The sequence below is a fragment of the bacterium genome, from assembly GCA_013360215.1.
Lineage (GTDB): Bacteria > CLD3 > CLD3 > SB21 > SB21 > JABWCP01.
The window spans coordinates 36,494-52,985 of sequence record JABWCP010000014.1; the positions used below are offsets into that span (position 1 = coordinate 36,494).

10 protein-coding genes and 1 other RNA gene are annotated in these 16,492 nt (G+C 42.0%); 4 read left to right on the forward strand and 7 right to left on the reverse strand.

Features of this window, described 5'->3' with window-relative positions:
• Positions 1-6: 6 nt before the first annotated feature.
• Positions 7-1,962: a tungsten formylmethanofuran dehydrogenase gene (locus HUU58_10230; protein ID NUN46048.1), complete on the reverse strand. Its 1,956-nt coding sequence runs from the start codon at positions 1,960-1,962 to the stop codon at positions 7-9.
• A gap of 332 nt (positions 1,963-2,294) precedes the next feature.
• Between HUU58_10230 and HUU58_10235 the strand changes: the two genes are divergently transcribed.
• The 4 genes from HUU58_10235 (at position 2,295) to HUU58_10250 (ending at position 9,835) form a co-directional block, all read left to right on the forward strand.
• Positions 2,295-4,688, forward strand: a complete 2,394-nt coding sequence (locus HUU58_10235; protein NUN46049.1) for an ABC transporter permease — start codon at positions 2,295-2,297, stop codon at positions 4,686-4,688.
• Between the two features lie 160 nt (positions 4,689-4,848).
• The gene (locus tag HUU58_10240) at positions 4,849-5,922 is read left to right on the forward strand and encodes a branched-chain amino acid aminotransferase (protein ID NUN46050.1); all 1,074 of its coding nucleotides are present in this window, start codon (positions 4,849-4,851) and stop codon (positions 5,920-5,922) included.
• 79 nt (positions 5,923-6,001) lie between these two features.
• Positions 6,002-7,888: an oligoendopeptidase F gene (gene pepF / locus HUU58_10245; GenBank protein ID NUN46051.1), complete on the forward strand. Its 1,887-nt coding sequence runs from the start codon at positions 6,002-6,004 to the stop codon at positions 7,886-7,888.
• Positions 7,889-7,963: 75 nt separating this feature from the next.
• Entirely contained in the window at positions 7,964-9,835 is a 1,872-nt protein-coding gene (locus HUU58_10250; protein NUN46052.1) for an ABC-F family ATP-binding cassette domain-containing protein, read from the forward strand.
• A gap of 63 nt (positions 9,836-9,898) precedes the next feature.
• Here the strand turns inward: HUU58_10250 and HUU58_10255 are convergent, their stop codons facing one another.
• From HUU58_10255 to ssrA, 6 genes are all read right to left on the reverse strand, one after another.
• Positions 9,899-10,465 (reverse strand): lysophospholipid acyltransferase family protein, encoded by a 567-nt coding sequence (locus tag HUU58_10255; protein ID NUN46053.1) that lies wholly within the window; start codon positions 10,463-10,465, stop codon positions 9,899-9,901.
• 53 nt (positions 10,466-10,518) lie between these two features.
• The gene (locus tag HUU58_10260; GenBank protein ID NUN46054.1) at positions 10,519-10,827 is read right to left on the reverse strand and encodes a hypothetical protein; all 309 of its coding nucleotides are present in this window, start codon (positions 10,825-10,827) and stop codon (positions 10,519-10,521) included.
• Between the two features lie 50 nt (positions 10,828-10,877).
• Positions 10,878-11,813, reverse strand: a complete 936-nt coding sequence (locus HUU58_10265) for a glycerophosphodiester phosphodiesterase family protein (protein NUN46055.1) — start codon at positions 11,811-11,813, stop codon at positions 10,878-10,880.
• 125 nt (positions 11,814-11,938) lie between these two features.
• Positions 11,939-14,455 (reverse strand): AAA-like domain-containing protein, encoded by a 2,517-nt coding sequence (locus tag HUU58_10270; protein NUN46056.1) that lies wholly within the window; start codon positions 14,453-14,455, stop codon positions 11,939-11,941.
• Positions 14,452-15,795, reverse strand: a complete 1,344-nt coding sequence (locus tag HUU58_10275; protein NUN46057.1) for an AAA family ATPase — start codon at positions 15,793-15,795, stop codon at positions 14,452-14,454. The genes HUU58_10270 and HUU58_10275 overlap by 4 nt, the downstream gene beginning before the upstream one ends.
• Positions 15,796-15,997: 202 nt before the next feature.
• Positions 15,998-16,361: a transfer-messenger RNA gene (ssrA, locus tag HUU58_10280) on the reverse strand.
• Positions 16,362-16,492: the final 131 nt, after the last annotated feature.

Sequence of the window (16,492 nt, forward strand, 5' to 3'; positions counted from 1 at the left end):
TCAATTCTAGTACTTTGCTAAATTTTCAAGCGCGGTCGTAATGTTATGATCCTGCGGAAGTATCATTTCTTCGAGGAACCAGTTATACGGCACCGGTGAAAAAGCGCCAGCCACACGTTGGACCGGAGCATCAAGGTATTCAAATCCTTGGTGCATGATCTGCGCAACGATTTCGCTGCCAAAACCACAAAATTCGACATCTTCGTGCACCACGAGGCATTTGCCTGTTTTCTTGACGGAATTCAAAATCGTATCGGTATCCAAAGGCACGATCGTACGAATGTCAATCACTTCGATTTTCACATTGTGAGTTTCTTCCATGTACTTCGCGGCATTGAGGCATTTATTGACCATCATACCGTACGTCACGACCGTGATATCCGAACCCTCACGTTTGACGGCCGCTTTGCCGAAAGGAAGCAAATAATCTGCATCCGGTTCCGGCATCTGCGCAAAACCTTGACGATACATGCCTTTGTGTTCCAAGAACAACACCGGGTCATCACAACGAATGGCCGTTTTCAGAAGCCCTTTCGCATCGGCTGCATTCGACGGTAATGCGATTTTCAAACCGGGAATATGCGCAAAAAAGGATTCGATATTCTGCGAATGGCAAAGCGCACCGTGAATATAACCGCCTATAGGAATACGCACGACCATCGGACATTTCCACGTACCATTGGAACGGTAACGCATCGTCGCGAGTTCGTTGCGAATCTGCATCATCGCCGTCCACACATAATCGCCAAACTGAATCTCTACCACAGGTTTCCATCCGCGCACGGCGAGCCCTACGGCCGTCCCGACGATAGATGATTCCGCCAGCGGTGAATTGAATACGCGATCGCGTCCAAATTTTTTAGACAGGCCTTTAGTTGCCGTAAATACGCCGCCTTTGTCATCTTCGATATCTTCACCGAACATAATGATTCTAGGATCACGCTCCAGTTCTTCGGCCATAGCATGATTGATCGCATCCACAAGCACGATGGGTTTTCCGCTCGGTACGGTTTTTTCATATGCAAGCGTATCCGGTTCTTCAGAAAACACATGTTTCATGGCAACGCTTTTATCCGGGTGCGGCTGCGTTTCGGCCCAATCCGCTGCGTCATCTACAGATTTATAACATTCCTGACGAAACGCTTCATCGTCTTCTTTTTTAAGAATGCGGTTATCGGTGAGAAATTTGGCCATTTGTTCGATCGGATCGCGCGCACGATCTTTCGCAAGATCTTCCTCCGGACGGTATTTACGCTGATCATCGGAAGAGGAGTGCGGTAATAAACGGACGACATCCGCCACAACCAAAGCCGGTCCTTCGCCTTTGCGTGCTTTCTCTGTCGCTTCTTTTATGATGGCATAGCTTTCTAGAAAATTCGTTCCGTCCATTTCATAGCAATGAATATTCGAATACCCGGCGCCGAGCGAGAGGATCGAATCCGATGTTTGCTGATGGATCGGTACAGAAATCGCGTATTTATTATCCTGAATAAAGAACACCACAGGAAATTTCTCACGGCTCGCCCAATTGAGGGCTTCGTGAAAATCACCTTGAGACGTCGTACCGTCCCCTGAAGACACATACACGACTTCGTCTTTGCCCTCTTTAGCCGCGCCCATCGCACAACCGACCGCCTGCAAAAACTGTGTTCCCGTGGGACTGGATTGCGAAGGAATTCGTAAACCCGCATGACCGTAGTGCTGGGGCATCTGACGACCGCCGGAATTGGGGTCATCGGCTTTCGCTAAAAAGCATAACATAAGTTCTTGAGCCGTCATACCTACGCTGAGGCAAAGCGCCTGGTCGCGATAATACGGATAAAACCAGTCTTTGCCGGGTTGCATGGCAAACCCCGCCGCCACCTGCGCGGCTTCGTGGCCGGAGCATCCGATATGAAAAAAACTCTTTCCTTGTTTGAGCATACGCAACATTTTGTCATCCAAATATCGTGCGATGATCATGTGACGATACGCGGCCAACAGCCGCTCTTTCGTCAATTCGGGAAAATCGCTCAGCGAATATTTTTTTCCGTTACCGGGCCTGACCATATCGGGACGGGTCTGGGCTTTGGAAGCCATGCGTTTACTCCTTATTCGTACAATAATTTGAGTTATACAAAAGTAGTCTGAAACGCGGGATTGTAGGTAAAAAAACCTATATGCACAAGCGGAAATTAGCAGATAAAATATTCGCATCCAATCGAAACAAATTCTTTATTTTATCGTTCTTACCATCAACCTTTCGTTTAACACTATTCTATTTTATATACCATTTTAGTTTGAGGTCATCGTATATGCTCTCCAATTATCTGACGGTCGCATGGCGTTCTATCACCCGCAAAAAAGGATTCTCCGCCATTCTTATTTCCGGCTTAGCCGTCGGCATGGCTTGTTTTCTGCTTATCGCTTTGTACGCATTGGATGAATGGTCCTACGATCGCTTTCACGGCAAAAAAGATCGCATTTATCGTCTGGCGGAAAAGCTCGAATCGGAAAATTCATCGAGTAACCCGTTTCCGGTAGCCCAAGCTTTGAAAACCGACTACCCGCATCTTGTGGAGCAAACCGTACGCCTGTTTAATTTCCAATTAACTTCTTTTACGCTGCAGATCGGCGATCAAAAATACAACGAATCCAATTTGTACTTTGCCGATTCGACTTTTTTTCAAGTGTTTGACTACGCCTTAGCGGAAGGTGATCCGCAAACAGCGCTTGCCCGCCCCAATAATATCATCGTATCCCGCGCCATGGCCAAAAAATATTTCGGTGATACGCCGCCGTTGGGAAAAATACTTCGATTAGAAGGCAAACTTGATCTGATGGTGTCCGGTATCTTTGCGGAAATACCGACCCAAAGCCATATTCGATTTGACGCGCTGATTTCGTTTTCTACGGCGGCTTCCTTGACCGGACCGAATACATTCAAAGGCTGGGTTTGGAATCCGTGCTGGACATACTTGCTTCTGAAAGAGGGCGTTTCACCCGATGAATTGACAACTCAATTTCCGGAATTTATAAAAAAATATTATCCTGATTTTCTCAAAGCTCAGGTTACGCACTATCTGCAGCCCTTGACCGATATTCACTTACATTCCAAATTAGATTATGAAATGCACCCCAACGGGGATGCGGCCACCGTATGGGTATTCTGCACCGTCGGTTTGCTCATTTTGCTTATCTCGTGTATCAATTTTACCAATCTCGCCACGGCACGTTCGCTGATGCGCGCACGGGAAGTCGGTATGCGCAAAGTGCTTGGCGCGGATCGAAAGATGATCGTGCGTCAGTTTCTCGGCGAATCGCTTTTGATTAGTTTGATCGCATGGGTTGGTGCACTGATTCTGTCGGAAATATCATTACCGCTGCTGAATGCGCTCACGGGAAAAAATTTCAGTTGGGCCGCGTTTCAATATGCATGGTATATACCTCTCGGGTTACTGATCGCCGCGCTGTGCGGAGTTTTGGGCGGATGGTATCCGTCGTTGTTTTTAGCACGATTTGAGGCCGTGACGGTCCTCAAAGGACAATTCAAACATTCCGGTAAAACGCGGTGGCTGCGTCAAACTCTCGTGGTGATGCAATTTGCGATTTCTACCGGTCTTATTGCCGGCACTATCGTCGTCTATCTCCAGCTTCATTATATGCGTTCCGCCGATACCGGATTCCAAAAAGAACATATCCTCGTTATTCCTACGCGACCGGCGATGATCAAACGGTATGAAACGCTGAAGTCCGAATGGAAATCCGATAGCCGAATTCAAGACGTCACCGTGATGAATGAAATCCTGGGTGTACATCATAATACCCATGAGATTCGTTATGAACCTATGCCTGTCGGTCAATGGCAATATTTCCCCGGTCTCATGGTGGACGAAGATTTCGCGGAAACATTTGGCTTGCTACTGCTGGCCGGGCGGGATTTTTCAAAAGATTTTCCACGCGATGATTCGCTGGGAATTTTAGTCAATGAAGCGGCCGTTGAACGCATGGGCTGGGGTTCTCCGGAAAAAGCGATCGGTCAGATTTTTGAAACCATCGGCGGTCACGAACGCGTGATCGGTGTAGTCAAAAATTTTAACTACAAATCGCTCGCACACCGTATCGAACCTTTTTTTATAGACATGCCCAACGCCGGTAATTTCAATTTCTTCAGAAAGTTCATGGCGCTTCGCATTCGATCCCATGATCTGCCCGGTACGATCTCACACATTGAGTCGGTGTGGAATCGTATCGTTCCGGAATATCCGTGTGAATTTTCATTTCTTGATCAGAATATCGAAAAAATGTATCGCGCTCAGGAAAACCTGAGCCGGATTATCGGATACTTCGCCGGGCTGGCTATTTTTATTGCCTGCCTCGGTATGTTTGCGCTGGCTTCTTTTATGGCCGAACAGCGCACCAAAGAAATCGGCATTCGTAAAACCCTCGGCGCGCGCACCTCCGAACTCGCGCTACTTTTCGCACGGGATTTTGTCATCTTGGTACTCATCGCCGCAGCGGTATCAAGCCTTCCTTCCGCATGGTTTATGCAGGATTGGCTGAATAATTACAATTTCCGCATCACATTGGAATGGTGGATTTTTGCCGCTTCGGCCGGTGTTGCGCTGTTGATCGCCGCACTTACCGTCAGCTATCAGGCTGTACGTACGGCTTCCCGTAATCCCGTAAAGGCGTTACGGTATGAGTAATCACAGCTTAGGTTGGTTCATGTTCTAACATACCCCGTCGCACTTGATCTTTGTCATGTCGCATGTCGTCAACGCACACGATATTTATTGCAAAATAGGCGAATCTTGGACATATTGCGCCGCTTTTTATTTAACCGCCTAACTTATAAAGGGCCCGGACATGCAATTAGACATTATCCGCGTTGACGAAAATAAGAAAAAAATCAAACCTACCGACGAATCCACACTCGGTTTCGGAAAAATTTTCAGCGATCATTTTTTTCACATGACCCACACAACCAAGTTGGGTTGGCATAAAGCCATGATCGAACCGTATCGCGCACTCAGTTTGGATCCGGCGGCGGTGGTTTTCCACTACGCGCAGGAAATTTTTGAGGGCCTTAAAGCCTATCGCGGAAAAGACAACGGTGTGTACCTCTTCCGTTCCAAAGATAATTTCCGACGAATGAACCGTTCCGCCGTGCGTGTTTGTATGCCGGAGTTAGATATCGAATTTGTCAACGACGCGCTGAAAAAACTCGTATTGATAGATCAGGATTGGATTCCCCGTAGTCGCGGTACGGCGATGTACATCCGCCCCACCATGATCGCCACCGAACCGTCCGTCAGCGTCAAAAGTTCAGATGAGTTTTTGTTTTATATTCTTCTTGGTCCGGCGGGTAACTACTACCCGGAAGGCTTTAATCCGATAAAAATTTACGTCAGTAAAAAACATATTCGCGCGGCCAAAGGCGGACTTGGCGAAGCTAAAACCGGTGCTAACTACGCAGCCAGTCTTTATACTGCACAAGAAGCCAAGAAAAAAGGTTTTACGCAAGTATTGTGGCTCGACGCTTTTGAACACCGTTATATCGAAGAAGTCGGCGCGATGAATATTTTTTTCCGTTTCAAAGACGAAGTCGTCACTTCCCCCTTAGGCGGTACGATCCTTCCGGGCATCACCCGCGACTCGATCATACAATTACTCAAACACTGGGGCATGAAAATTTCCGAACGGCCGATCACGATTGACGAAGTGGCCGAAGGCGCACAAAACGGCAACCTTCTGGAAGCGTTCGGTGCGGGTACGGCAGCCGTCATTTCCCCCGTCGGCGAGTTTTCCCATAACGATCAACCCATCATCGTCGGACAAAACAAAGTCGGCGAATTGTCCAAAAAACTATACGACGAATTGCTGGCCATCCAATACGGCGAAAAGCCGGAACCTTTCGGATGGGTGGAACGTATCGGATAAATCATCGAACGATTGCATTCCCGCGCAAGCGGGAATTTTTTTAGTATATAAAATACGTCTATTTACATAAGGAGTTCACATGCATACAATGGAAGTTCTTTTTATTTTCACAATCGGCTTGATTGCCGGTACGGTCGCTTTTGCACAAGAGCGCGATCGCACCAAAATCGAAGAAAAATACAAATGGAATCTCACCGACATCTACAAATCGGATGACGACTGGAAAAAGTCCAAAGATCAATTGATTTTGGATATCCAAAAACTCGCACCGCATAAAGGCCAGCTCGGCAAATCCGCCCAACATCTTTTGGACGGACTCAATACGATGTTTGATCTTTCCAAAACGTTTACACGCTTGTACTCCTATGCCAGCATGTCGTCGGATCAGGATACGCGCGATTCCAAATATCTTGCAATGGTACAGGAAATGAGCCAAATCGGATCTTCTTTCAGTGCGGCCGCTTCCTTTATCGAGCCTGAAATCTTAGCGCTTGATCGTGCCATGGTGGATGGTTTTATCAAACAGGAACCAAAACTGGCAATTTATAAATTTTATCTTAACGATATTCTTCGCCGTCAAGCTCATACCGGTTCCGCAGCGGAAGAAAAAATCATAGCCGACGCCAGCCTGATGGCTGATGGCGCACAAAACATCTATAGCATTTTTTCCAATGCCGATTTTCCATATCCCGAAGCTACGTTTTCCGACGGCAAAACAGTAAAGCTGGATCAGGCTTCGTTCGGCTTTTTCCGCGCTTCACAAAATCGCGAAGACCGCAAAAAAACCTTTTCGACGTTCTTCGGAAAACTCAATGAATTCCGCCGCACCTACGGCACGCAACTGTATGCGGAAATCAAAAAGAATATTTTCTACAAAAATGCCCGTAAATATAATTCATCCCTCGAATCGGCTCTGGATGCCAATAACATTCCGACGGACGTCTATCATAACCATGTCAAAAATGTCAACGCCAATCTCAATTCGTTTCATCGTTATCTGAAGCTGCGCCAGCGTATCCTCGGCGTCGACCAATTGCATTATTACGATCTGTATGCGCCGCTCCTCAAAAACGTGGAGCTCAAATATTCTGTGGACGAAGCCGGCAAACATATTACGACGTCGCTAGCGCCTTTGGGCAAAGAGTACGTCGGCGTGATCGAAAAAGCATTAAACGAACGCTGGATTGATATGTACCCGACCGACGGCAAACGCTCCGGCGCGTACTCCAACGGTTCCGCCTACGATGTGCATCCGTATATGCTGATGAATTATAAAGGCAAATACGACGACATGAGCACACTGACGCACGAACTTGGCCACACGATGCAAAGCTATTTGTCCAACAAAAAACAACCATATCCCACGGCCAATTATCCGATTTTTGTTGCCGAAGTCGCTTCGACATTCAATGAGGCATTGCTCATCGAATATATGCTCAAAAATATCAAAGATGACGAGACGCGCCTTTCCTTACTCGGCAGTTATCTCGAAGGCATCAAAGGAACCGTATTTCGTCAAACGCAATTCGCCGAATTCGAATTACGCATTCACGAAATCGCTGAAAAGGGCGAAGCACTGACAGGCGACCGCTTCAATGAAATCTACATGGAAATCACCCGTAAATATTACGGACACGACTTGGGTGTGTGTATCGTAGACGACGACATCAAAATCGAATGGGCCTACATCCCGCATTTTTATTATAATTTTTACGTGTATCAATACGCCACATCATTTACGGCTTCTGCGGCATTATCCGAAAAAGTGATTTCCGGTGATAAAACAGCGACGCAAGCGTATTTGAATTTCCTCTCATCGGGTGGTTCTAAGTATCCGATCGAACTGCTCAAAGATGCCGGCGTGGATATGCTCAGCACACAGCCGATCGAACTCACGATGAAAAAGATGAATCGCGTCATGGATGAAATGGAAAAAATCCTTGATCGCATGAATAAGAAAAAATAAAAAACGCATATCATCCACGAAACGCCTGGGCCTCGCCGCTCAGGCGTTTTCTTTTCTCAGAAATGAGTTCTTTGTATGAATCTTCTGTCCGTCGAAAATGCCGGTAAAGCGTTTGGTGTAAAAACACTATTTGATAATATCACTTTTGGTGTAGCGCAAGGTCGTAAGATCGCTCTCGTGGCTAAAAATGGCGCCGGCAAAACAACGCTTCTCAAAATGCTGATGGGTACCGAACCACCGGATAGCGGACGGATCGTTTTTCGTAATAATCTTACGATCGGTTACCTAGCTCAAGAACCGCAGTTTGACGAAAAAGCCACGGTATTAGAAACGCTTTTTGCCTCGGATACGCCCGCCCTGCGCGTGATCAAACATTACGAAGCCTTACTGGATTCGCCCGACTCGGATGCCGCTTATCAAAAGGCACTGGCCGATGCGATGGAGCAAATGGAACATCTTCAGGCGTGGGATTATGAATACAAAATCAAAGAAATCCTATCCCACCTCCAGCTTCATCACTTACATCAGACGATACAAACATTGTCCGGAGGCCAACGCAAACGCGTAGCGCTTGCGCGGGTACTCATCGAAGAACCTGAATTATTGATACTGGACGAGCCGACCAATCATCTTGATCTCGATATGATCGAGTGGTTGGAATCTTATTTATCCCGGCCGGAGCAAACATTGTTTCTGGTCACCCACGATCGTTATTTTTTAGATCGCATTTGTGACGAAATCCTCGAACTGGAACGCGGAATCCTCTACAGACACATCGGTAACTATTCTTATTTTTTAGAGAAAAAAGAAGAACGCGAATTTAAAGAAGGTCGTGAACTGAATCATACCCGCAATGTATTGCGTAAGGAACTGCAGTGGATTCGTCGTCAACCCAAAGCGCGTACGACCAAATCCAAAGCACGCGTTGATGCGTTTTATGTCTTGCAGGAAAAGGCGGAAGAAGAAATTCCGGACGATAAACTTAAATTGGCCATGCAGATGAAGCGTATCGGAGGAAAAATCCTGGAACTGCGCGATATCGAGCATCGGTTTGGCAACAACACGATTTTAAACGGGTTTTCGTATTCATTTAAAAAAGGGGAACGCATCGGTCTTGTGGGCCGCAATGGCGCCGGTAAAACTACATTTTTGGAAATCATTACCGGCCGTCTGCATGCCGATCACGGCACTATCGAAACGGGTGAAACGATCACATTTGGATATTATTCGCAAAAAGGCCTTCTGGAAAACGAACAGCAACGCGTGATTGATCTGGTGCGGAGTTATGCTGAAGTAATTCCGATGGCTGACGGTTCGACATTATCCGCATCGCAGTTTCTCAATCAATTTCTTTTTCCTCCGGAACTGCAGCATACACCGGTATATAAACTCAGCGGCGGCGAAAAAAGGCGACTTTTTTTGCTGACCGTTTTGATCAAGAATCCCAATTTTCTGATCCTCGACGAGCCGACCAATGATTTGGATTTGATCACGCTCAGCGTTCTTGAAGAATTTTTACTTCATTTTCAAGGCTGCCTGCTGATCGTATCGCACGATCGTTATTTTATGGATCGGCTTGTAGATCACATCTTTGTCTTTGAGGGCGAGGGGGTGATTCGCGACTTTATAGGAAATTATGGCGAGTATCGGGAAGCTGAACGCGTAAAGGAAACTGTCAAAGATACCCCTGTAGAAAAAACTAACATCAAAGATACGAATAAAAAAACAAAACTTTCGTACAAAGAAAAAATCGAATTTGAAAACCTTGAAAAAGAAATTGCAGCCTTAGAAAAAGAGAAAAACGAACTGGAGAATAAACTCAATAACGGTTCCGCGGATTACATTGAACTTCAAAAATGGTCTGAACGTTTATCCGTTATTTCGCAAACGTTGGATGAAAAATCAATGCGTTGGTTGGAATTAGCCGAATACACATCCGCCAAATAATCGCAACATATTCTCGACGCCGGATGCAGTGAAAACGACGTATTGAGGTGCCCGTCATTACGGCTAACGTGATAAACGTACGGCATCAATATTAAAAAATTCCGGAATTTTTCCGGTTTTATCTTTATAAAAATCCCTGATCTTTGCCATATCCCCTATTTCATCACCGGTCATATATAGTGCCGGTCCAAAGCCTGCGAGCTTCTTTTCATAATCCAAAAAACCCAATACGACCGGTACATTGGCACCGAGCGCCAGATGATAAAACCCGGACTTCCATTTTTCAACGCGCTTACGGGTGCCTTCCGCAGGTATGATGATCATCAAATCTTCGCGCGCCTTGAAAACATCAATCATCGCATCCACCATACTGTTTTTTCCCGAGCGATCCACAGGAATGCCGCCCATACGCACAAACATGCCTTTCAACGGAAATCGAAAGAGTTCTTTTTTCGCAAGAAAATTAACACGCATGTTAAAACATTCGAGCGCCCCTATACCGTACACAAAATCCCAATTACTGGTATGCGGCGCACCGATGATCACGCATTTTTTTATATTCGGAGCGATAGGCGCTGTGATCGTCCATCCCTTCATTCGGAAAAACCAGCGAAAAAGCTTAGCGATCATATTGTTTATTACATCAATTAGTGTGAAAAATTAGGTTCGGAAATTAACGCATATTATTTTTTAATAGTGCGCCGAGGTTTTGAATACAGCACAGGCTTCGGATGTCGGATAATTTTACCTTGCGCTTCGAGTTCACGGGCAACAGAAATCGTATACCACGATAACGAGCCCTCAAAATCGGGAATCTTCTTCTCTACAAGCCGTACTATTTCCGTAAATCGTATAGGACTAGTGGTCAAAACAGACAATATGGCTTTGGATACTATTTTGTATTTGTCCGAATCAATGGCCACGGATCTTTTCCAACCGAGGCCTTTTACACGCACTCGTTTTGTGGACTGTACTTGGCTTTTCTTTGGCATAAATGACATTTTCTCTCTGAATACGACATCAACGTAAGAAATATTAAAAATCATGGAAATGTGATATACGGATCGGAAATTACTTTTTCACTGCGAAAACGCTGAATCACTGACCACGCCTCAACATGACGGTCCGTAGATAACACATCGGCACCATTATTTAATAATTCATAATATACCGTATCACCACGGGCCTCGGCTTTTTTATCAAGGTTACCCATAGTTCCAAGTTGGCAAAAAATATTTTGCGCATGTAAGAGCTGATACAGTGATTTATTCGGTTCTGAAATTCCACAAAACGCTACTATATTCCTTGGTTTGACACCATATGCGATCAAGCGGTGATAATCTTCTTCTTTCTCAATACTGCATGATAAGATCAACGTAGAATCCAGTTTGATAAACGACGCCGCTTCGGAAGCGTTATAAGTTATGGGAACAACATAGCTGAATGCCCCATGACGTCGAAGCGCTTCCATGATCATTACCTGCGTGACACCTTCTTTTATGTCAAGCATCAATATAGTTTTGCCCTTAGCCCAAACTAACACCTCGTCAAGCGTAGGAATAGTATATGCCGTGATTTTACCGTCGTTGTCTTTTAATCGCAATTGCTTCAGATCTGCAAAAAGCATATCCGATACAGGGCCTTTGCCGGTAGTCGTGCGATCCAGTGTTTTGTCGTGCATCATGACCAGATTACCGTCTTTACTTATACGCACATCACACTCAATCAATGCATAAGTATACTTGATGGTATTTTCAAATGTTGCCAAGCAGTTCTCAGGAAAACCGGATATCGGGCCGCCGCGATGAGCGCTAATCAAAGGTGAGCGCTTTCCAGACCATAAAAAAAATTGCTGTAGCTCGTCTCGCGAGGCCGGAGTAATTGTTTTGAAATGAACATTCACCCCATGCTTCGGAGGGGACGGTGTACAGGACAAAATAACCGTCAGCCATGACAACACGACAACAAATGAGCGCATAAATGATCGTTTGTTAGTAGTCTATGAAATATCCGGTCTATTTAAACTCATAACTATAAATAACTGCAAATCATTTCCTCAGCACAAAAAGTACTCAAAAGATCATTCTTTGGTGAGTACAAACTTCATACTATCTCACACTTTTTAGCTAAAACATCGGCTTCAACATATTTGTATTTTTTCTTTTCAATTCTTCCATCAGGATACTTTACTTCGACAATATCGTTTCTGCCAAATTTTTTAGAAGTAAGTAATAACATGAAAATCTCGTGTGAGTTTTTTATTTGAAGCAACTGATTCTTTATTGTTTGGATTCCTTTTTCATCGATTACTGATGTTTTTTTTCTGCTTGAATTCTCCAGTAATTCCAACGCATGGTCGGCGTACAACATGGACTTTTTCCCATCTCGTAATGAAAAATACAAGTTTGACATCCAATAATAAATAATTAACGATTCAAACTTTGTTTCATCGTCAATAGTCTCTTTAAGTTTAAGTTCAATTATTTTGGCTATGCTAAGCGCCTTATTTATCTCTGAACTATCTGACAAACTCTTGATTGCTACTGCGAATAAATATATATCGCTCGGATCAATAAACGCATTCCCACTAAACAATTCCACATACTTATTAAAGTGTACGTTATCTGTCAAATTTGCCAGATCAATAAGGCATATTTCTTTAGTCGCCTTATACAACAACGTTTCATTTGTCTCATCTAAATTGTTTACTAAGTATTTGAGAATTTCGTTTCTCTTTAGCTTGGACAATTTACTTATAGAGTATATTATTTCAGGTTTAGTTATATCCTTCAAAAAATTCTTGTTTGAGTAGTCTAAAAGTAAAGAAAAGTTGTCTAAATTATCTTTGTCGAAAGCTAACTCCAAATACAGCAAGAGATTGTTTTTATTAAATCCAATTGGATGCGAATCACTTTCGATCTTCAGAATTGAACTACTAAGGATAGTTTTAAAAATATCGTCTTTTATAGAAACATCAGTTTGTTGAGAAATAACATATTTTTGATATTTTAAAAAAAGAGAATCTGAAACATTACAAAACTCAAGAGCTTTGTTGATTTGCTCTAAAGCCGATTCTACATCTTCTTTTTTTTTATATATAACTGCCTGGTAATATAGAGATAGAGATCTTATCTTATTAAGGTATTCCTTTTTTTCTCCGCTTGCTTTATATGTCGAACTAAAGAGCTTTTCAAGTAAGTTGAGTGCCTGATTTTGATCATCAATAGAAATAGCAAGATTTAACAGTCCAATGTGATATGCACGATTGTGATTCTCACCTTTTATGTACTCTTCTAAGATAGATATACCTTCGTTTTTTTCTCCAACAGCTATTTTACACACACCTAAATAGGGTTTGTAATCTAATACGAATGGTTCTTCAGAGAAACCATCACTAAGAATTTGCATTGCTTTTTTATAATTTTTTACATTAAAATATGATAGGCCTAGGAAATATCTATTAGACTCTAAATCTGTGTTCGATAGTGAGTCTTGATCTACACTTTCAAAAATCTCTATAGCTTCATGATAACTTTCATTAGAATACTTTATTAATCCATCTATATGAGTATTATCTTTAATCGATGTCAACCATTCTTCTGAAAGACTTTCTTCAATAATTTTGTTTTTGATTCTAATTTCTCCTTCAAAATTAGAACTTATTATTCCGAACAAATAGAGTTTACTTTTAATCTCATCAGTAAACTCCTCAGGCCTACCTTTGCGAAGAGCAATTAACGCGTTTTTTAACTGCTTATTGTTCTTAATTAGCTCTCGAATGTGATCTATCGGGGAGACATCAAAAAAAGTTAAATATTTTTTTTTAATTAAGTCTTCAATAAGATCAACAGTTACAGAACGTCCTTCTATCACAAGACTTTCCACGTCTGAACAAATATCAAATGTCAGTCTTGGGTTACCGTTTGCCCACTTATAGATTTCGTTTGAAATTAAAGTTGATATTTGTAATCCACTTTTTGATATAAAATCATCATGTTCAGATTTTGTAAAATCATCTAAATATATTTTTTCGCCAATATTAAACGGTGATTTATTTTTATCCTTTATCAACTCCGTAGGCTCAACAACACCAGAAAGTACATAAGTTAATCTTTCAAATTCAGGGAAATTTGTTCTTGAAAAATAAGTACTTCTTATTTGAGCAAATATATTGTCAGAGTACGAAATGCTTTTAAGAGCATCGATTTCATCTAAAATTATAACTAATTCACAATTAATTTTATTTAGAATTAACTTTAGACAACGATAATATTCGCTATGTGGAGAAAGTGATTTTCTCCTAATTTGATCTATGTCGTTTTCAATATTCCCAATAACGCCGAGATTGGACTCAACAATGATATTAATAATATTCCTATAACAATCGACTTCGTTATCATATAAATTTGATAAATCAATATAAGCAAATAACCTCTTTTCGTTTTCAAGAGTACCCTTGGCATGAAATAGTAAGTTTGTTTTACCCATTTGTCTTGCCACCAAAACGTACCCCGGCCTTTGCATCTCTTCAATTATATTTTTCAACTGAAGATCGGCGTTTCGTTCAACGTATAAATGGGGTGGAATTTTTGTATATTTTTTTAAAACTTTTTCTTTCATTCTATTATTTCTTGATTTATTTGTTTGATTATTGAATCAATAATTTCCGCATTTAATACTTCCGAACTAACGACTCTTCTAAGAATTGCTTTCAATCTTCTTGGTGAACAACTAGAGGCCTCGATTATTTTACATTTAAATGTGTCTAGGTTTAATCGTAATGCGTCCTGAATTAAACAAAAAAGCAACTCAATGCTTTCGTTCCATCCGTTATTACAGTTTATATATTGAAAAAAATCAGATGCTTTTGACCAATTCTTAATTAAGATAGATGGATCTGCAATGGTAGATATTACAAACTTTAAACTATTATCTGTTTTTTTATTACCATAGTAGTTTACTAAACTTGTTAGATCATCTGATATTTTCCTAACAAGAGTTATATCAATTAACGGTAACTCATCTATTACTATTACTTTTCGTTCTCTGTTTACTTCGGCCAGAAGCTGAACTATCTGTTTTATCACGTTCTGTTCCAATTGATTTCGTTCTTTGGAATACTTGTCTTCAATTCTACAAAGAACTTCTTCTAAAACGTCGTTTGACGTTCTGATATTTACAGGGCTAAGGTCGCAGAAACAGTAATCAATATCTGAAATCAACAAATTTCGATTTATTAACGTTGTTTTCCCAACTCCCGATTTTCCGAAAACCCATATATTATTTATGCTCAGAAATTTTATAAATTCGTCGTCTATTTTCCTTTTTAAATAAAAAGGTTCGCTTTTTTGGGAATAGCTATTAAATAGGATCGTTTCCGAATCAGGTTTTGATCTTCTTTTTAAGATGTAAGTATCCGATTCCTTTGTTTGTGTAGCACCACAAATAGTTTGATGCATTTCCTGAATTCTAAGTGAATCTTCTATCCTGAAAACTGTATTATAAAGATCCTTCTCTTTAAGTAGATTGATTAGTTCATTTCCATTTATCAGTTTAATGAATTCATCTGTTTTACTATGCTCAACAATTTTCTCACTCTTCCACTTCTCCCACCAACGCGCTTGATCAATATCTAAAACCGATGGAATACATAAAATCCAACTTTTAAGTTCGAAATTATCGGATTCTCTCGCGGTATCGAATGACTTTCTGATTTGTTGTTTTTGACTATCGGAAAAACTTTCCAAGAAAAACTTACATTGAACTACTGTTATTGGTTCTATTCCTATTTTCCCAATAAAAACATCAATCCCTCCATCTCCATGTTTTACTTCAACCTGACTTACGACCTGATTGGAATACATTTTTCTAAATAAGTTCTCACAAGCAATTTCAAATGCTTTCCTTGCGCCCTCAATATTCCCATGTAGCGCTTTAAAGTCACTCCAATCTCTATTCATTTTCATTTACCCAAAATGTCGTTAAAAGATGATGATTCTAAGGTTGGTTTAGAAATGCACAATAGCATAATGTATATACTATTTCAGTAGTCATAATATAATTAAATTTATCAATCCCAAACAGGAATCAATAATAATTATACATAATTTCCATATGTAAGATATAAAAAAAGCCGTTTCATATTGAAGCGGCTTTTAGAATTCGTGGAGACGACGGGAATTGAACCCGTGTCCGAATATAAGTTCCTAAGGGCATCTACATGCGTAGGACTGTTTTGGTTTTTAACCGGCTCATAAAAAACGTCCAAAAAGCAAACCGGCGAGCTCGATAGTATTTCGCGTCAGACCTCCGAGCATTGGCCCTTCGCTAGTCGATCAAAAATGACATCTCAGCTAACTCCGATCAACGGGAGATGGCCGAAACGGACTGCAGGAAATTAATCCTTAGGCAGCCAACGCGTATGCGTTATTGTTGAGTATTGGTTTCCGCTTATTTTACGCGCACACAGAAAAAGCGCGGCATGCGACCCAAAGCACCCTATACCCGTCGAATCCAGTTCGTCCCCATATTGCAAAAGAACATTGGTATCTGTGAGATACATTCCTAGAACGTCGCATGGTCGTAAAAAATTCCGTAATTGTCAACACCAAGGAACATCCTTGTATATAAATGCCGCATGTTTTAATTTACCACGTC